The 18,388-nt window shown below is 42.8% G+C and carries 19 protein-coding genes; 7 read left to right on the top strand and 12 right to left on the bottom strand.

Going from position 1 to position 18,388, the window contains the following annotated elements; all coding sequences use genetic code 11:
* Positions 1 to 9: 9 nt before the first annotated feature.
* Genes ACMXYX_RS04255 through ACMXYX_RS04235 form a run of 5 tightly spaced genes read right to left on the bottom strand, consistent with a single transcriptional unit; the run spans position 10 to position 5,446 of the window.
* Complete coding sequence (locus ACMXYX_RS04255; protein WP_415906535.1) at positions 10 to 1,290, bottom strand: HD domain-containing phosphohydrolase; 1,281 nt, start codon at positions 1,288 to 1,290, stop codon at positions 10 to 12.
* A gap of 9 nt (positions 1,291 to 1,299) precedes the next feature.
* Entirely contained in the window at positions 1,300 to 2,964 is a 1,665-nt protein-coding gene (locus tag ACMXYX_RS04250; protein WP_415897687.1) for a sensor histidine kinase, read from the bottom strand.
* Positions 2,965 to 2,979: 15 nt separating this feature from the next.
* Positions 2,980 to 3,801 carry a phosphate/phosphite/phosphonate ABC transporter substrate-binding protein gene (locus ACMXYX_RS04245; RefSeq protein WP_415897686.1) on the bottom strand — a complete coding sequence of 274 codons (822 nt, stop codon included), beginning with the start codon at positions 3,799 to 3,801 and terminating at the stop codon, positions 2,980 to 2,982.
* Positions 3,798 to 4,847: an HDOD domain-containing protein gene (locus ACMXYX_RS04240; RefSeq protein WP_415897685.1), complete on the bottom strand. Its 1,050-nt coding sequence runs from the start codon at positions 4,845 to 4,847 to the stop codon at positions 3,798 to 3,800. Before ACMXYX_RS04240 ends, ACMXYX_RS04245 begins: the two co-directional genes overlap by 4 nt.
* A gap of 2 nt (positions 4,848 to 4,849) precedes the next feature.
* Positions 4,850 to 5,446, bottom strand: a complete 597-nt coding sequence (locus ACMXYX_RS04235) for a response regulator (protein WP_415897684.1) — start codon at positions 5,444 to 5,446, stop codon at positions 4,850 to 4,852.
* Between the two features lie 202 nt (positions 5,447 to 5,648).
* On the opposite strand from ACMXYX_RS04235, the gene ACMXYX_RS04230 reads away from it, so the two are divergent.
* From ACMXYX_RS04230 to ACMXYX_RS04215, 4 genes are all read left to right on the top strand, one after another.
* On the top strand, positions 5,649 to 6,188 hold the full coding sequence (locus tag ACMXYX_RS04230) for a heme NO-binding domain-containing protein (protein WP_415897683.1): 540 nt from the start codon (positions 5,649 to 5,651) through the stop codon (positions 6,186 to 6,188).
* The gene (locus ACMXYX_RS04225; RefSeq protein WP_415897682.1) at positions 6,185 to 7,123 is read left to right on the top strand and encodes a sensor histidine kinase; all 939 of its coding nucleotides are present in this window, start codon (positions 6,185 to 6,187) and stop codon (positions 7,121 to 7,123) included. The genes ACMXYX_RS04230 and ACMXYX_RS04225 overlap by 4 nt, the downstream gene beginning before the upstream one ends.
* A gap of 33 nt (positions 7,124 to 7,156) precedes the next feature.
* The gene (gene folX, locus ACMXYX_RS04220) at positions 7,157 to 7,522 is read left to right on the top strand and encodes a dihydroneopterin triphosphate 2'-epimerase (protein ID WP_415883761.1); all 366 of its coding nucleotides are present in this window, start codon (positions 7,157 to 7,159) and stop codon (positions 7,520 to 7,522) included.
* Positions 7,523 to 7,689: 167 nt separating this feature from the next.
* The gene (locus tag ACMXYX_RS04215; RefSeq protein WP_415883760.1) at positions 7,690 to 8,199 is read left to right on the top strand and encodes a hypothetical protein; all 510 of its coding nucleotides are present in this window, start codon (positions 7,690 to 7,692) and stop codon (positions 8,197 to 8,199) included.
* Between the two features lie 60 nt (positions 8,200 to 8,259).
* Here the strand turns inward: ACMXYX_RS04215 and ACMXYX_RS04210 are convergent, their stop codons facing one another.
* The 3 genes from ACMXYX_RS04210 to ACMXYX_RS04200 all read right to left on the bottom strand — a co-directional run bounded on the left by ACMXYX_RS04210 (position 8,260) and on the right by ACMXYX_RS04200 (position 11,962).
* Positions 8,260 to 10,188, bottom strand: a complete 1,929-nt coding sequence (locus tag ACMXYX_RS04210) for a M48 family metallopeptidase (RefSeq protein ID WP_415906534.1) — start codon at positions 10,186 to 10,188, stop codon at positions 8,260 to 8,262.
* Positions 10,189 to 10,210: 22 nt separating this feature from the next.
* On the bottom strand, positions 10,211 to 10,804 hold the full coding sequence (locus ACMXYX_RS04205) for a LemA family protein (protein ID WP_415883758.1): 594 nt from the start codon (positions 10,802 to 10,804) through the stop codon (positions 10,211 to 10,213).
* 120 nt (positions 10,805 to 10,924) lie between these two features.
* Positions 10,925 to 11,962 carry an NAD(P)H-dependent flavin oxidoreductase gene (locus tag ACMXYX_RS04200; RefSeq protein ID WP_415897680.1) on the bottom strand — a complete coding sequence of 346 codons (1,038 nt, stop codon included), beginning with the start codon at positions 11,960 to 11,962 and terminating at the stop codon, positions 10,925 to 10,927.
* A gap of 236 nt (positions 11,963 to 12,198) precedes the next feature.
* Here ACMXYX_RS04200 and ACMXYX_RS04195 point away from each other — a divergent pair, with 236 nt between their 5' ends.
* Positions 12,199 to 12,813 (top strand): DsbA family protein, encoded by a 615-nt coding sequence (locus ACMXYX_RS04195; RefSeq protein ID WP_415897679.1) that lies wholly within the window; start codon positions 12,199 to 12,201, stop codon positions 12,811 to 12,813.
* A gap of 57 nt (positions 12,814 to 12,870) precedes the next feature.
* On the opposite strand, the gene ACMXYX_RS04190 is transcribed toward ACMXYX_RS04195, so the two are convergent.
* Positions 12,871 to 13,302 carry a cold-shock protein gene (locus ACMXYX_RS04190; RefSeq protein ID WP_415883755.1) on the bottom strand — a complete coding sequence of 144 codons (432 nt, stop codon included), beginning with the start codon at positions 13,300 to 13,302 and terminating at the stop codon, positions 12,871 to 12,873.
* Between the two features lie 219 nt (positions 13,303 to 13,521).
* Here ACMXYX_RS04190 and ACMXYX_RS04185 point away from each other — a divergent pair, with 219 nt between their 5' ends.
* Entirely contained in the window at positions 13,522 to 13,734 is a 213-nt protein-coding gene (locus ACMXYX_RS04185; protein ID WP_415897678.1) for a SlyX family protein, read from the top strand.
* Positions 13,735 to 13,748: 14 nt separating this feature from the next.
* Positions 13,749 to 16,058, top strand: coding sequence for a glycerol-3-phosphate 1-O-acyltransferase PlsB (plsB, locus tag ACMXYX_RS04180; RefSeq protein ID WP_415897677.1), 2,310 nt, complete (start codon positions 13,749 to 13,751; stop codon positions 16,056 to 16,058).
* 23 nt (positions 16,059 to 16,081) lie between these two features.
* Here the strand turns inward: plsB and ACMXYX_RS04175 are convergent, their stop codons facing one another.
* Genes ACMXYX_RS04175 through tsaB form a run of 3 tightly spaced genes read right to left on the bottom strand, consistent with a single transcriptional unit; the run spans position 16,082 to position 18,381 of the window.
* Positions 16,082 to 16,876, bottom strand: coding sequence for a class I SAM-dependent methyltransferase (locus tag ACMXYX_RS04175; RefSeq protein WP_415897676.1), 795 nt, complete (start codon positions 16,874 to 16,876; stop codon positions 16,082 to 16,084).
* Positions 16,877 to 16,893: 17 nt separating this feature from the next.
* Entirely contained in the window at positions 16,894 to 17,697 is an 804-nt protein-coding gene (locus ACMXYX_RS04170) for an undecaprenyl-diphosphate phosphatase (protein WP_415883751.1), read from the bottom strand.
* Complete coding sequence (gene tsaB / locus ACMXYX_RS04165) at positions 17,698 to 18,381, bottom strand: tRNA (adenosine(37)-N6)-threonylcarbamoyltransferase complex dimerization subunit type 1 TsaB (protein WP_415897675.1); 684 nt, start codon at positions 18,379 to 18,381, stop codon at positions 17,698 to 17,700. It abuts the gene before it with no gap.
* Between the last annotated feature and the right edge of the window lie 7 nt (positions 18,382 to 18,388).

Below are 18,388 nucleotides of genomic sequence, written 5' to 3'. Positions count from 1 at the left end.
ACTTGGCCATTACTTTTGAGAAACGTATATTTCTAACGCTTCTTCTAAGTTAAATTCCATTTCTCGAATTCGTTCGATGGCGACTTCATCGAGATCCTGATCTGCGCTGAGTAGTAAAATCCCTTCCTGACTAATCAGATCACGGCTTAGCTTCATGCCCTCTCGTAATTGTTCACTGGATACCTGTTTATCATTTAGAACATCACCAGCTTTAGACAACCCCTCTATGACCTCTGACAGAACCTCAACCACATCTTGGTTATAACGTTCAACGGCTGTGGTCTGCATATAACGAATCGCTTCCGATGTACTGTACTGACGCTCATCATATAAGCCAGAAACCATCTCAACATAATCGTTCACTACACAAAGAATTTGCGCACGGATCGAAATTTGATCGCCTTTTAAACCTTTAGGGTAACCACTACCATCAAGATACTCTTTATGCTGAAGAATGATCTGTCCTGCAGGGTATAGAGGCTTCACTAACAACAACGCCGCTTGCGCTAATAGAGGGTATTGTTGAAAAGTTCGCTGTTGCTCCGTTTCCATCGTTAGGTAAGGATTTTTTAAAAGCTCATCAGAAAAACTCAGTTTACCGATCTGACGTAATTGCCAAGCATAATAAAGCTGCTTGAGTTCTTGCCCCTCTAAACCAAATTTTTTCGCAACAGCCACCAGTACCTGATTAAGCTTACGGTTTTCTTTTGTGGCTTTAATACCTAATCGGCGAGCCGTTTGGGTAGAGAACATACGAACAACCGAACGATAGCTATCTTTAATTCGGTCATTTGCCATTTTAAGTTGACGAGTACGCTCTTGGACTTTGCTGTCTAAGGATCGGTTAAGTGCTTCTAACTGTTCATTCTTTTCTTGGGTTTCCTGCTGAAGTCGTTCATTTTCTTGCTGCAAACTCGCTAATCGAAAACCCTTTTCCACCATTTTTATGACATCGCTGTCTTCCCAAGGCTTCAGCAAAAACCGACTCACTTTACCACGATTAATAGCGTCAATAGCGGCTTGTGCTTCGGCATAACCGGAAATAACAATCCGCTCTATATCAGGAAATTCTTTTGCCGCTTTCTCGAGAAACTCTTCACCGCCCATTTCGGGCATACGCATATCACTGACTAAGATATCGACCGTATTTTCACGCAATATTTCCAATGCTTCATTTGGAGAAACTGTAGTAAGGACTTTGCACTTTAAAGGTCTTAATAAGCGTTTAAGGGAATTAAGAACGGCCTGCTCATCATCAACTAGTAAAATTGTATTATTCGGATAGCTCATAACCTATTTTTACTCCTTTACTAGGTCGTGCGATTCAGTCTGCTTCGGCAGGGAAGGTGCCTTAGTTAGTATGGGTAGTGCCAAGGTAAAACAGGTCCCTTTACCTGGCTCGCTGTCCACCAAAATATCACCGTTATGTTCTTCAACAATAATTCCATAAGAGATCGATAAGCCAAGTCCAGTTCCTTCACCCACCTTCTTGGTAGTAAAGAAAGGGTCAAACAATTTATCTATCTGTTCCTTCGCGATTCCATGCCCCGAGTCTTTAATCTTGATCTCAATTCGATCTTGATTAACCTTGGAGCTCACAGCAATCGTACCGGTATCTGTAATTGCCTGTCCTGCATTGACCAATAAATTCAACAGTACTTGCTTAATTTTACCTGGTAAACAATACGTTAACGGAATATCAGCTAAATCAGTTGCTAGTTTGCAGTGGTATTTCAATTCATTATTCACAACCTTTAAGGTTGCTTCAATACAGTCATTCAGATTACAAAGCTCGTACTTTTCAACTGGATCAACATGGGAAAATGCTTTTAACCCCTGGACAATATCTTTAACCCGGGCGGACCCTTCTTTGGTATCTTTTAATAGGTCATCCAGATCTTCATTCATAAATTCAAAATCAAGCTCTTCCTGAAATTCCTTAAGTTGAGCAATAAGACTATCTCGCTTTTCACCCTCGGGGGTCTCTATGATCTCTTGATGTGCAGCAAGTAATTGACGATAGTTATTTGCGTAGAGCTCTAAAGTGCCAATATTACTAATAACAAACCCCATGGGGTTGTTTATCTCGTGAGCAACGCCTGCCGCCAGCACGCCAATAGAGGCCATTTTCTCTGACTGTAGCAATTTAGCTTGCGCTTCTTTTATCTCTTTATTGGCCTGTTCCAACTGTTCGTTCTTAACCACTAACTCCTTAGTCCGTTCATCAACCCTCTCCTCAAGCGAGCGATTAAGTTCTTTGAGTTGTATTTCAAACTCATCTCTTCGCGCACTCGCTTCATGCAGATTACTTGCCATCGCATTAAAAGCGATGGCTACATCTGCCACTTCATCTTGGCCTTTAACCGGTACTTTAATTTCGAAATCACCAACTGAAATAACCTCAGCAGCTTGGGTCAGCACCTTAAGCTGGCGCGTCAGATAAGTTCCTAATATCAAAGAAAACAGAGCCACTAGCCCCATCTCTATCGCCGCAATCAATGCGCTTCGCTGCTCAGCCTCTTCAATCGTCTTATTTAGGCTGTTGATATCTAGCCCTAACTCCACTCGGCCGTAAACTTGCCCCCCTTCAGAGATCTCGGCGTAAGTATCAAAAATACCGTCTTCAACAGTCGAAACGGATTGATCCGAGGAAAAGGGCTTCGACAACACATCTGCACTGCCTTTTTCAGCAAACACTATATTTTCTGGCCCGAGAACTCTTGCGTAAACGAGATCAGGGTTAATCATTACCTCAGAAACAAAGGCTTCCAACGAGGCTAAGTCGTAACTTAGCACTGCGTCTTTAGTCGTCGTCGCAAACAAAGTCGCTGTTGTATGAGCACGCTTACTTAAACCTTCATAGTTTGTGGTACGAAGATAATCTAAGGTCATGCTAATCAGCAGCAACAGCAATAATGCTTCTATGGTGGCGATACCCAGTATCGTTTTGAGTCGAAGAGACACGGCTAATTCCAACTACTACTTCAATAGATGCTCAAGCAACTTAATATCTAATTCCCTGACATCATCCCAATCTTCATTGGCTGCGATTTCCATACCTTTGAAATTGATGGTTTTCAAAAGAGCTTGACCTTCAGGGTCCTCATTCATGCTTAAAAATGCTTGCTGTATTTTCTTCAGTTTTTCATTTCCAACGCGCGGGTGAACAGCAATGGCATGAGGGGTGTAACCTGGCGTTGTCCATAAAACACGTAGATTTTCTCTAACTTTAGGGTCGGTATTATTAAAGGTCCTCATGACCCCTCCCCCAGCAGGAAACAACCCTCTTGATACCGTCAGGTAAACTGAATCATGTGAGGAAACATATTTAGGCTGGAAGCTAATACCCTCTTTATTCATTTTTGCGCGGGGCAATACACTAGCAGCAAATGCAGCAGGAGAAGGAAACGAAAGCGTGCTTGAATCGAGTTCTGACAAACTATTTATTGGATTATCTTTTTGGACAACAACAATCCCTTTAATACGCTTATCTTTCTGTTTTAGAATCGCTTGATACCCTGGTTTTTGACTAAAGACCGTATAGTGATAAGGGTTCATATAAGCGATATCATACTCTCCAGCCAACACCCTTTTTTCGAAGGTTGGGATATCTTGAGCAGTAGCGAACATAATTTTCACACCTGATTTTTCGCTTAGATAAGCACTGATCGGCGTCCATAATTTCGCTAGTTTTTTCGCCGATTGTTGAGGAACGATCCCCAGGGTTAATGTTTCAGCGAAGGACTTAACTGGCATAAAAACGATTAAAATCGCTAAAACCAAAGAGTGTAAGGTTTTCATTCGGTACTCTCCTTAACTGTAATTTCCGCGCAATCCAGAATTTCTTCTGAAAGTTCGTCTAAAGATATATCGCCAGCTGCCAACTGCTTGGCTACAAAAAGCTGGCAAGTCAATTTTGATACAGGCATCTGCTTTAATGGATTGGACTGGTATAAGACGGCATTCACCACTTCGGGAGCAAAACCCCATAATTTAAGTAAATAAGCGCCAATCGCATCACCGTGGGAGGCATCGCCTATATCAACTAAAGATCCAATATCATGAAATAGACCTGCCAAATAAACCTGATATTGGGTGCAATCACTAACTGTCGAAACATTAAAATCCTGCAATATGTTCACAACGGTTTGTGCTCGATTAACATCAAAGTTTTTAGGCTCTTGTTTACATATTCCAAAAAATAAAACCAAGTTCTCTACGAGCCCAACGCCAAGACGCATGAGTGCCTGCTGTAAGCTTTCGGTCTTCGTTTGAAAACCAAAGAAACTAGAATTAGCCACTTGGATAACTTTGGCAGATATCGCTAGATCACATTCTATAATTTCTACTAATTTATTGATTTCAGCTTCATCTGAGCAACCTAAATACTTTTTAAGTTCGGCATAAACTAAAGGAAGTGCAGGTAGGTGCTGTAATGACCCGATCAACTTACGTTGCGCATCAGATATAGGAACCTGTTTTAACGCCTTGGCTCTCTCAAGAACCTCAACTAACTCTTCAGCGTCAAAAGGTTTAGGTAAAAGGAGATGGGCGACATCCGCCGACGCCAACACTGTGTTATCACTGGTATCACCACTGATTAAAATTCGCATCGCTTCGGGCACACTTTCTTGAACAGCCCTTAGCAATTTTTCGCCATCCATTTCGGGCATGCGTTTATCGCAAACAACAATGGAGGGCCTTTGTTCTTTAATTATCTGAAGTGCTCTTATTGGAGATGATTCAAAAACAAAGCTCCATTCACTCGTATACCCTCGCAAGCTTCTCCTTAACGCCCTTAGAGTACTTGCTTCATCATCAATAAATACAACGGTTCCCTGTTTCATAATCAGATTGCTCTCGAAGTTTCGATTATCTGGCTATCAGAGCTATCCATGAGTAGCTCAATCTGTTTCAGCAGATCAGAATTGGCATAAGGCTTCGACAGATAGCAATCCGCTCCATGCTTCACAGCCCGTTCTAATTCAGCTTCAGATGTTCCTGAGATGACTAAAATACGTGTAGATATGAGATGGTCTGAATGTCTAACGTAACTAATAACATCCTCACCATTTAACCCCGGCATATTAAGATCAAGGGTCATAATGGCTGGTTTTAACTGCGTTAATAATGACCCTGCTTCAAAGCCATTGACTGCGATTTGTGTCTCATATCCAGCCCCTCTTAAAACCCGCTGTATCGCTCTAGCTGCCGCCGGCTCATCATCAACAATCAGAATTAAATTATCACCAGGCGCAGCCAGTTCCTCTGGTAACGGAATATCGTGAGCTTTAAGGAACTTTATTAAATTTTCTGCCGATACACGGTTATTGCCTCGACCTGGCAACTTAAACCCTTTCAATTCACCTTTTTCTATCCAACGGATCACCGTGCGCAAACTTACACCGCAGATTTGTGCGACATCACCTGATGTATAAGTTTTCATAACTTAACCTTCCTAACGACTTTTCTCTTAATTAAAAGTAGTCATGGATTTCTCTTTTGTCACAAAAGTCATATAAAAAAGTACGTCTAAATTGCAAAATCAAAGCGTTAACTAATAGAGAAGAGGACATTTATGCCAGATACCATAAAATAGTCTATATTGAAGATCATAACTTTTTTCTGCGAAATGAAGGTGGCTTGTAATGAAAGGGGTTGTTTTCAATATTCTCGAAGAGATGGTGATTGATCAGTGCGGCCTAGAACAATGGAATAATATTCTAGATAAATTATCCCTTGATGGGGTATATACCTCTGGGCAGACCTATCCAGATGATGAGCTCTTTGCTCTGGTTGCTGAGATTTCTGAACAAACAGGTATAGAAGTCGGTACATTAGTCGGCGCATTTGGTGAATTTCTATTTGATAGCTTAGCCCGCCGCTATCCGGTTTTTGTTGAGCAACAACCTGACCTCTGTAGTTTCCTTGAAAGCGTAGATAGCGTTATCCACTTAGAAGTTAAAAAACTATTTGAAAACCCTTCCTTACCCCGTTTTGAATATGAGAAATTGGAAAATGGTGCGCTGCTTATGCGCTATAGCTCTCCAAGGAAATTATGCATATTAGCTGAGGGATTAATTAGAGGTGCAGCTACAAAATATGAGACACCGATCTCTATAACACACGATGTTTGCTGCCATAAAGGCGATCCCCATTGCGACATAATCGTTGAGTTTCACAAATGACCGATACCTCTAACCCTTATAAACAAGCATACGAACGGGAACGCAAAGCTCGACTTGAAGCTGAACACTTACTTGAAGAAAAGTCTCGCGAGCTTTACCAAAAAAATCAGAACTTAGAACAAAGCTACGAACAACTCCAAAAGCAGCAAACCATGATGCTGCAAAACGAGAAGCTAGCCACATTAGGTACGTTATCTGCGGGCATAGCGCACGAAATAAACAACCCTATAGCCTTTATCAAAAGTAATGTTGAATCTCTGAAGCAGTACTTTGATGCCTACAATCTTATTCTTAATGAAATAAAACGCTTACTGCCTTCACTTCCTGCTGATCAAAAAGAGCCTTTAGAAGAACTTCTTAAATCCGAAGATATCGATTTTATTTCTGAGGATATTCCGCAACTCATGGAAGATACACAAGAAGGCTTGATACGCGTTAGAGATATTATCCAAAACTTACGAAGCTTCTCGCGCACACAAGCCAATGACCACGGTAGTTACGATCTCGTAGAAGGCATAAATAGCACTTTAAAACTGTTAAAAAGCGAATTAAAAAACTCCATCACCTTAGACATTTCGCTTGAGCCCTTGCCAAAGATCGAGTGCAACCTAAACGAACTTAATCAGGTATTTCTCAATCTTATTATGAATGCCAAACATGCCACTATAAATTCTCAGGCTCCCTGTATTTCTGTGAGATCCAAATATGATGATCAATACGTATATATCGAAATTGGCGACAATGGCTGCGGTATATCCGAAGAAGTTCAGAAAGATATATTCACCCCTTTCTTTACCACTAAACCTGTAGGACAAGGCACAGGTATGGGGTTAGCCATTTCACATAACATCATAAAAAAACACAACGGTGAGATTCAATTACAAAGCAAAATCGATGAAGGCACTACTTTCACAATCAAACTCCCTATAAACTGAACTTACCCTCTATCTGTGACCAAAAGGACTTCCATGCTCAGCAACGCAATTATCAACATCACCAATCTTCGCTTACGTACTTTTATTGGTTTTAACCCTGAAGAGATGGAAAAACAGCAGGATGTGGTTATTAATATCGAAATTCAGTATCCAGCGAATAAAGCTTTCGCCGATGATGATGTTGATCAGGCTCTCAATTACAAAACCATCACAAAAGAAATAATTAAGCATGTAGAAGATGGACGCTTTTTACTGCTCGAAAAACTCGTTTCTGATGTCTTAGATATATGCACAACTCACCCATGGACGGTTTATGCCAAAGTAACTATTGATAAACCACACGCCCTAAGATTTGCTGACTCAGTCTCTCTCTCTTTAGAGTGGAAAAAGGACACATAAGCAGAAAGCTATACTTAGGATGTACAAAAATCCGTCTTTTCCACTACTTAGTATTGAAAAATTCTCAATTAGTTGGGATCGGTCATTTCTTGAGTTTTAGTTAATCCCGTCTAATCTTCTGAGAGTCCACCCTAACAAGGCAGTAAACAACTCAGGGAGAGAAGTAGATGGATATCAATAGGTTCAATCAACTTATTCGTCAGGCAGTGAACGATAACAATGCTGCTGCGTGGCATTCCGCATCAGATCACCGCGCTTTTTGTGAAAAACTCTTGGGATCATTTGAAGCTCATGAGGTAGTAAAAAATATCCTTATTGATGTCGTTGACGAGTTACTACAACGTAAAGCCGAAGATAAATACGGCAACTACACCATTGGCGACGGCGTAACTATTCTAGAAAGCGGTCACTGCATACCGGCAACGGTCATCAAACAAACTAATAATAGTGAAGACCTAACTGTTCAATTAGATAAAGTTTTTACCGATGGTCATTTCGAAAAAGATAAAACTGGCGAGGTAATTGAATTCCACCGTTCTCATGATCGAGTGTATGTGCATATAGAGGGGCGCACACTTAGTCGCCTAGTTGCCGGTCGAAAGTTTGTAGATTATTCGCCAGAACATCTTAAAGAAGAGATGGAAAGGCTCACTTCAAAAAAGCAGCTAGCCTGTTAATAAGCTAATATTTCCATTCAAAAAGATAAGCAAGCCTAGTCTGAGCTTGCTTATTATTTATTAGCCCTCTTCTAGAAACTCTAGCTTTGGCAACGGACATCCCATGATGGCCGCAATTGTCGTTATCAACTCACGTTCGGTCGTTGTAAGCTTGCCGTCATGCTCAATACAGCGACAAAGCCCAATTAATAAACGACGCTGAAGCAGTGGATAAGCAAGTCCCAACACATTTACCGCTTTGACAAACACCTGAACATCGCACTCTTCAGCCGGTAAAAGGTGGATGTTATACAGAGAAACCGCACCTGCTCCTCGATTAAACGCCCTTTCTGCTGTTTCTTCATCTTCATGACCAAAACGAGCCACAGCAGATAATATTTGCGCATATTCATCACCAATCTGACCCGGTGTTTTATAACGCGGAGCGCTCTTGAGTTCGGGCTCATATTGCCCTGCGAGATAATGCTGAACCAACTGGAATAAGCACCATTCAAATAGATCAGTTTTCTTATCCGCTCTAATCAACTGCATTAATAAGCGTTTAAACTGCTTATACTGTTCCGCTGACATGCACTTCAGTGCAGGAAGCAATAACTCTATCAGAGGTAAACGACAGTGCTCTTGAAGATTATCTACCGACTGAGCCGTTTTAAGTACTTCCTGCTCTAAACCCTGAAACTCCGTTGCCTTGATCATCTCTAACTGTTTCTGGCGTAGCTCACCTTCACTGTGAAGCAGTAAGGAGCAACAGATAGACATCGCGCCTAAGGATTCTTTCGCCTGTTTATACAAAAACTCTGGGATTTGATCTATTTTCTCTCGCGCTGCACTCAAACTATTATCTGTTAAAGCACTCTCCCCAGTACCCGTCATAACCGCTGCACCTATAGCAGCAGCCTCTTGAACTCTTTGACGTTTTTCTTCGCTTTTCTGCTGCTCTTCTTCAAGCTTTCGCTCTCGGGTTTCGTTACCACGATAAAGAAAGTTGCCATCCCAATGGGGATCAACACGAAGAATTCGGTCAACAATTGGAGGGTGCGTTGCAAATAGACTAGAAAGACTAGAGATAGCTTGGCCAAAAAACAGATGGCTAACTTCACTACGATGAGAATTATTAATCTCACTGCCCGGCGAATATCCACCAATCAATTTAAGTGCATTCGCAATACCTTCCGGATTACGTGTGAACTGCACTGCACTGGCATCCGCCAAAAACTCACGCTGTCGACTCACTGCTGATTTAATTAGTTTCCCAAAAAAGATCCCTAACCAACCGACGATCATCAGTCCAAAGCCAAGCAGCGCTACCCGGCCGTCAGAACGACGATCACTGCCACCTCGAGCAAAGAGCTCCCCTACTTGCCCAATAAACACGATGCCATGCAGCAAAGAGATCAAACGCAGATTTAAGCGCATATCACCATTCAGAATATGACTGAATTCATGCGCAATAACGCCCTGCAGCTCATCTCTTTTAAAGTGCTCAATAGAACCTTGGGTGACACCGATAACTGCATCAGCAAGTGTATTGCCTGCAGCAAAGGCATTAATACCCATTTCATGCGCCATTAGGTATACCGGCGGGACAGGCATCCCTGAAGCCAATGCCATCTCCTCGACGACATTAAGTACCAAACGCTCATTCGGCTCTTCGCTATCTGGTAGTATGCGTACGCCGCCTAATGACTCAGCCACCGCTTTACCACCCGAGGATAATTGCCACCATTTGTACAAAATAGCGCACCCAACCACTCCGCCGACAGCTAAACTTATCAGCCCAAAGCTTCGCCAAGAAAATATACCTAGACTTCCGAAGAGAGATGTATCGTAAGCGGGTACTAGATTGGCTGTGTTACTCGATAGAAAATGAAAAGCCAGACCCACCAAAAGATTGGTAATTAGGATTAAGCTAAATACAGCTAAGCAGAAAAGAAAGACAAGCCAGCCGGTATTACGCCTGGCTTTGTCCTGTTGCTCAAAAAAATTCATGAATCAACAACCTCGCAAGTTGTTAAAAACTTACTTTTGGTGCTGCTTGAATCTGTTCGCTGTCATCAAACTCAAGCAAAGTAGCATCTTGAGAGTGACCAAACATATTTGCGAAGAAAACGGGTGGGAAAGATTGACGGTAAGTGTTGTATTCAGTCACCGAATCATTAAACGCTTGGCGAGCAAAAGCGACACGGTTTTCGGTGGATGATAGTTCCTCCGACAGTTGCATCATATTTTCATTGGCTTTTAAGTCTGGGTAATCTTCCATGACAAAGTTCAACTTACCCAAAGCCGACTGCAGCTGATTCTCAGCACCTGACAACTGTTGTAATGAGTCCGCACTATGTACAGACGCTGCACCTTTTAACAAAGCGGACGCTTCATTGCGCGCCTGAATGACTGCTTCAAGCGTTTCGCGCTCATGCTTCATATAGCCTTGAGCGACTTCCACTAAGTTAGGAATAAGATCGTAACGGCGCTTTAGTTGCACCTCGATTTGTGAAAAGCCGTTTTCATAACGGTTTTTCAACTTCACTAAGCTATTGTAGATGCTGACTATGTAAAAAATCACACCTAACAGAACAACCAACGTAACAATTAATCCAATGTCCACACCTAACTCCTTAACTATCCATAATCCCTTTAAAAGAGAATCATTCTGATAAAAAGACTATAAGTTAGATTGCGAACAGAAGAAATAGATTGCCCTCTAAAACAAGTTAAAACAGTTAACTTATGCTTTAAAGGCTAGCGACAATTCGACAGTTAAATCCTTTGCAGATATGGCCTTACATCCAAAACGATTTTCCCCTGACCACAAGGGCGTAAAATCACCTAAGCCTTTGCTTTCGGCATAACTGCGCAAAGGGGTTATAGCCTGAGTTGAGAAAGGAAAAGCCAATGCCACTTCTGACCAGTCACCCAAATCTTGCATAACACGATTTCGAATGCCTCTAGCAGGTCGACCTGAGAAAAGATTGGTAATGGCGGTAGGGATATCTGTCCGCTGCAACATCCCCCGATGGATATCGCTAGTCTTAGCCTCATCGCATAACAGATAAGTTGTGCCTATCTGCACTCCTTGAGCACCTAGACCCAACATATCTTTAATATCGCTCTGGTCAGCAATACCACCCGCAGCAATCACTGGAATCGAAAGCTCAGCAGATAATTTTGCTACCAACGTTTTTGTATCTAGCTGGGTTTCCAAATCCTTAGTTAAAAACATGCCTCGATGGCCGCCAGCTTCAACACCTTGGGCAATCACTACATCAGCACCATTTTCAGCTAACCAGATACCCTCTTCGACCGTTGTCGCACTCGAAAGCACTGTCGCTCCCCAGGCTTTTACTCTCGCTAGAAGATCAGGTTCTGGTAACCCAAAATGGAAACTCATGACAGGCGGCGCATATTTTTCGATTGCATCAGCGGCCTCTTTACTAAAAGGCATGCGTGACGCTTTCGCACTGTATTCAGGTTCTAGCCCCGCTTCCTGATAGTAAGGCGATAACTGATCGATCCAAGCAGCTATCTCCTGATCGCTTACTGAAGGGACCTGATGGCAAAAGAAGTTAAGGTTAAAAGGGCGATTTGTATACGCTATAAACTGCTCAATTTCGGCACATATCTGCTCCGTAGATAACATCCCACAAGGAATAGAGCCTAATCCACCAGCATCGGATACAGCAGCCGCCAATCGCCAATCCTGCACTCCAGCCATAGGCGCTTGGATAATAGAGACATCAACACCTAACATTTCATTCATATTCATACATTATCCTTCGACTACAAAGCTAATAGGTTGAGCAGGTACGTGCTTTCCTCGGGAGTCTAACCAGTGGAAGTACGCTTAACTAACGCTTTTTAAAGAACCATTCGTTCACGGAAAGAGAACTAATATCTAACTCTAAGTAAAACTACAGATAATTATGGAACTATCTCACTGTAATATAGGTCTGTAAGAATCACTTAAGTGGTGTAACTGAACCTCCAGATAGAAGGATAAACATGAACAAATTCATCTACGTCATGGACCCAATGTGCAGTTGGTGCTGGGCATTCTCACCGGTGATTTCCCACTTAAAAGATAAGTATCCAGAATTGCAGTGGCAATTGCTGATGGGAGGCTTAGCCCCTGACTCAGATCTGCCTATGCCAGAAGCGATGCAACAAAAACTGATCTCAATTTGGCAGCACATTGAGGAACATACTGGAGCTAAATTCAATTTCGACTTCTGGCGCGAGAACACGCCTAGACGTAGCACTTATCCAGCCTGTCGCGCCGTGATTGCCGCTGAGCATCTTGAGTCAGATGCTGCTTTTGAAATGATAGATGCGATTCAAAAAGCTTATTATCAAAAGGCTTTAAATCCTTCTGATATAGAAGTACTTGCTAACCTTGCTGCAGAGATTGGGTTGGACAAAGACAGTTTCAGCGCACTAATGACTAGCCCTGAAGCCCAAACAGAATTAGAGCAACAAATACAACAAAGCCACGCGCTTGGCGCTCAAGGGTTTCCTTCGCTATTTATTGCAACAGAAGCCGGAGCACATGCAATTAGCTATGGCTATTGTGGAATCGAGGAAGTAACGAGAAGAATTGAAGCGATTTTAGGCAGGTGAGAATTAAAGTGGTGAATACAACGGGGTTACCAGAACAGCAACCCCGTTGGAATGAGCTTAGTCTCTTACAACAGAAACATCTTCCGCCTGAAGACCTTTATCACTCTCACGTACATGGAAGCGTACCTTTTGACCTTCTGCCAAAGATCGGTGACCACGACCACGAATATTACGGAAGTGAACAAATACGTCATCGTCTTCACCACGGGTGATAAAGCCGAAACCTTTAGACACGTTAAACCACTTAACGGTGCCCTGCTCACGGTCATCGTTTTCGTCGATATACTCTTCTTCTGCACCATTTACTACAGAAGCATCTGCTTCAGCATTGTTACCAGACGCTGCAAAGAAAGAAGCAGCAAAAGTCACTACAAACACAACTGCCACAGCAGCAATATTAGATAACTCAACCTCAACACCCGCTACCGAACCTAACAGAACTGGCACTAAAACGGCCGCGATAGCACTCACAATCAGACTACGAATCACTGATTAACCCTCATTGTATTATATTGTCATTTATCACATGAATAGCACTTGTACTGGCGGAATAAAGATTATCCCTACCAAACAGAGAGGTATAGCGAATTTCGTGATTTTTTTCAACAGCTTATATTGTTAATCCCGCAAATAAGCCACATTCGTTTAATATCGTAGTCTGATAAACTATGCTAAATCTCAATCACACGCATGGCTTGGATCCATTCAATGAACGATCAAGAACGCATTACAGAGTTAGAAACCCGCGTGGCGTTTCAAGAAGACACTCTGGATAAATTAAATAACATGGTTGCATCTCAGGAGATTGAACTAGAGCGTTTAAAACGTATGCTCAAGATCATGAACCAGCAGTTGAAAAACCTAACGGTGGACGGAGTTGCTGGCTCTGGCGATAATGAGCCACCCCCTCCACATTATTGAGGCAAAAGGGAAATATGCTGTCGTTGTTACAAAGCGGTTTACATTATTTAGGTCGGCAATTCATCAATATCGTTACCCGCCCTCGCGTGGTAAACCCTGAATTATTACAAGCAAAATCGACCCGTAATGCTTATTACATTCTGGAAAACGACCGCTTAAGCCACCAGCTTCTGTTAAAAAACGTGCTGCAAAAACAAGGTATCCCCTTTATGGAGCAGCAGCTTCTTTTTGCTGATTCCGAAGGGAAAAGTCCGCTTAAAGAAGATTTAACAGAGATCGTAGCAACACAGCAAAGTAACCCTAAACTAAATATTCAGATTATCCCTGTCTCAATTTTTCATGGCCGTCGACCAAACAGAGAAAAATCTTGGCTTAATCTGCTCTGTACTGAAACATGGCATAAAGCTGGCCCTTTAGGCAGCTTTATGCAGCTCCTTATCAATGGCCGCCAAACACTGGTTTCTGTGGATAAACCACTAGATCTGCAACAGTTGATGGTTAAAGAAGGCAATGTTGAGTCCATCGCACGAAAAACAGCGAGGGTCCTTCGTACGCACTTCAGTATTCTTCGAGCATCAATCATTGGTCCTGACCTATCACATCGCCGAACATTGATCTCTTTAGTGCTGAAGCACCCCAATGTACAAAAGGCTATAGATCTGCAAGCAGCTGAGAGAAATACCAGTCGTCATAGAATCGAAAGACACTGTTTTAAAACCCTTGATAAAATCGCAGCGAACTACAGCCCAACAACAATTAGGCTCTTAGACCCCATTCTTAACTGGGTATGGAAACGCCTCTACAACAGGGTAAAAATTCATAACACGGCAGAAGTTCAAGAGATTTCTAAAACCCATCAGATTATCTACCTACCCTGCCATCGCAGTCACATGGATTATTTGTTGTTATCTTGGGCTCTATATCGCCATGGTTTAATGATTCCCCATGTAGCTGCAGGCGAAAACCTAAACATCCCCGTTGTTGGGCCCATATTAAAACGCGGCGGCGCAATCTTTATGCGTCGTAAGTTTCATGGCGACCCGCTTTACGCCTGCTTATATAAAACCTATTTGGAGCAGATGAGCCATAGAGGCCACGCCTTAGAATACTTTATCGAAGGTGGGCGTAGCCGCACCGGTCGATTACTGCCAGCTAAAACCGGCCTCCTCTCTATGACTATCGGTTCTTTCCGTGAAGGTAGCCCTAAGCCCGTTGCTCTGATTCCAGTTTGGATTGGTTATGATCGTCTAGTCGAAAGCCGCAGCTACCAAAAAGAGTTAGCTGGAGCCAAGAAAAAGCGAGAGTCATTTACTGAGTTTTTCTCATCGCTAAAAATTCTAAGACAGAAGTTTGGTGAGACACTGCTGAGTTTTGGTAAACCTATACCGTTGGAAAACCACTCTGATTCTAGCCTTTCCCTAGAAGAGGATGTCACCAATATCTCTCAGCAAGTTATGTGCAATATTAACCAAGCAGCTGGTGTTACCAAAAGCAGCTTGTTGGCCACCTGTTTACTGAGCGGTAGTCAGCTACAATCGGTTGCTGAACTGAGTGATAAAAGCACGCGTTTGCTCAACTTATTAACACAGCTCTATCCAAACACAGCTCTATTACCAGACGGAAAACCTTCTGATTGGATCCAAAGCGCCCATAATATGAGGCAGCTAGAAACCAAACTTAATCTAGTAGAGATCAATCAGGCTCAAGCGCAAGAGATGAGCTTTTATCGTAATAACATTCAACATATGTTGGTGCTCCCCAGCATGTACTTATTACTAGCTCACCGTTTGGAGTCACCACGCGCGCAAAACATCAATCGAACTATTCGTATGCTCTATCCATTTTTACAGGCCGAACTATTTTTGCCTTACAAAATGGAAGAACTCACCGATCAACTAAAACAGATTCGAGATGGACTACTAGAGCAGAACCTACTTGAAGAGTCCGAGCCTCAGATATGGAAAACTACCTCTAACGCATTGGTTAACACGCTTATACTCAACGCTGAACCGATCATTCTGCGTTACTATATTTTGCTTCGAGTACTCACGCGATATGAAGAGATTAGCCGCGACGATCTCATCCATAGCAGCCAGCAGATTGCAGAAAGCATCCACCTAGAATATGGCTACAGCACGCCTGAATATAAGGATGAACAAGTACTAAAATCCTTTATCAAACAGCTGCGTAATTTGGACTTTGTGCGAGAAGAGAATGCCAGGATCAGAGCAAATTTTGATAGCGAAAGTTTATTTAAACAAGCAAACAAAATCCTGCGCCCACATATGATCTCACTGATCGATCACAAACTTAGAGAGCGCTAACCTAAACCAGTAGCCTAAGACAGCTAAGACTCAAGTTTTTTCAAAGGATAGATATCATAGCGACTGGATTTACCCTGGAACTGCAAAGAAGGTTTTCGATCCGCCAAAAAGGGAGCTTTACGCGGACGTTTAACCACAACGCGATTTTCAGCTATCGCTAATGCCGCATCCAATAACTGATCTGCATCCAGATCGTCTCCTACTACTGGGCGAAACGCGCGCATCTCTTTTTTCACTAACGCGCTCTTATCGTTGTGGGGAAACATAGGATCAAGATAGACCACTTGAAAAGTTTTGCCTTGCTTAGCCTGAACCTGCATCCACTCAATACTATTCGCATTATGAAGCTGCATGCGCTCGACGATATCAGCCACTTCACTCTCTGAAGCCCGGTTTAAACCGTCCTCTAAGAGCGCATGAACAATTGGTGATCGCTCTAGTAAAGTCATATCGCAACCCAAGGTTGCCAATACAAAGGCATCTTTACCTAAACCTGCTGTAGCATCCAGCACTTGTGGCGTTATACCGCCTTTAATACCCACTGCTTTAGCAATCATCTGGCCTTTACCACCACCAAACTGACGGCGATGGGCAACCGCACCTGAAACAAAATCAGCGTAAGTTGGACCTGGCGCTTTTTTTCCACAAGGTTGCAGTCTTAAACCTTGCTCAGAAAACTGCAACTCTAAAGAGAAGTCATGGACCTCATCAGGTGATTTGATTGGTAGCTGTAATCTAGTGGCAAGCTGCTCTGCTTGTTCAGCAAAATCAGCATGCATTGGAACAATTACTATATCTGTAAGGGCTGGATTAGACATTCAAAAACCGAAAAGCCTTAAGCGGTGGTAAACCAAATAACTAAAAGGAAGATACCCAGAATCATACGGTATACAACAAATGGCTGCATCCCAATACGGTCCAGCCACTTAAGAAAGAAGTGGATACAGCTGAATGCACTAATGCCCGCAATCAAAGTACCAAGAGCAACCATTAACCAAGGAGCACTCTCACCTTGAGCATAGAGATCTATGCCCTTAACAAGACCTGCCCCTAGAATGATTGGTACAGAGAGCAAAAAAGAGTAGCGTGCAGCAGCCTGCCTTTCTAAACCAAGCATTAAGGCCGCAGAGATGGTGATACCACTTCGAGATGTACCTGGAATTAGCGCTAGGGCTTGAGCACAACCGATCACAAGTGCATCTTTAACTTTCAACGACTCGATCTGACGAGTTTCAACTCTAAACAGATCAGCCCAACATAATAACGCGCCAAAGATCAGCGTGGTTCCCGCAATAACCAACATAGAGCGTAGGTTTTGATCAATAAAATCGTTGAGAAATATACCGACAAACATTGCCGGCACGGTAGCAAGTATAACCAACCAAGCTAAACGAGAGTCTGGTGAGTGGGTGCCAGATATACTGCGCGTCCAAGCATAAAACATCTGCGTTAAATCTTGGCGAAAATACGCAACAACTGCGAATAAGGTCCCTACATGCACACCTACATCGAACGCCAAGCCCTGATCTGGCCAATCTAAAAGCTGCGAAGGTAATATAAGGTGAGCAGAGCTACTGATCGGTAGAAATTCCGTCAATCCCTGAAGTAAGGCCAGAATAATGACCTGAAAAAAATCCATCTATTGTTGATCCTTTTTCTTCCACGCAACTTCATCACGGAGGTAAACAGGCAACGCCTGATCTGCTGCGACCGCTTTTCCTTGCGTCCAATCTTGTTCAGCCAATTTAAGCATGTAAGCTGCGGAGGGATAATAAAGCTCTTCACTCACAGAAATGGCATTCTGAGTGTCTGAACTCATATCTTCAAGATAACGCCAGCCACTGCCTACTGCAAAATAGGAACCTTCACTTAGGCTCAATTCCGCAGGTGCACATACTTTTTCATCTAAAAGTGTTGTTAGCTCACCTGATTTGATTTGGTAGCTCGCCACATAGATCTCATTCATACGAGCATCTAAAGCAGCCACAACGGACGAAACTTGCTCTTTATCAGAAGCGGCTAAAGCAAGCGCAGCCAGAGTAGATACAGGCAGCACAGGTAGATCTGCAGCGTAAGCTAAGCCCTGAGTCACGCCAGTGGCAATTCGAATACCTGCAAAAGAACCCGGACCACGCCCAAACGCGATTGCATCTAACTCAGTGACAGCTAACTGTGCATTTGCCAACATTTCCTGCACCATCGGTAGAAGCTGCTGAGTATGCTGACGAGGGATGACCCGAAAATCTTCCTGAATTTCACCGTTAAGACTCAAAGCTACAGAACAAGCATCAGTAGAAGTATCAAGCGCTAAAATTTTGGACATTAATCAG

It is taken from the genome of Neptuniibacter sp. QD72_48, from assembly GCF_047778065.1.
GTDB lineage: Bacteria > Pseudomonadota > Gammaproteobacteria > Pseudomonadales > Balneatricaceae > Neptuniibacter.
Note: the sequence above shows the minus strand (reverse complement) of the source record. Positions and strands in the feature narration are given on the sequence as shown.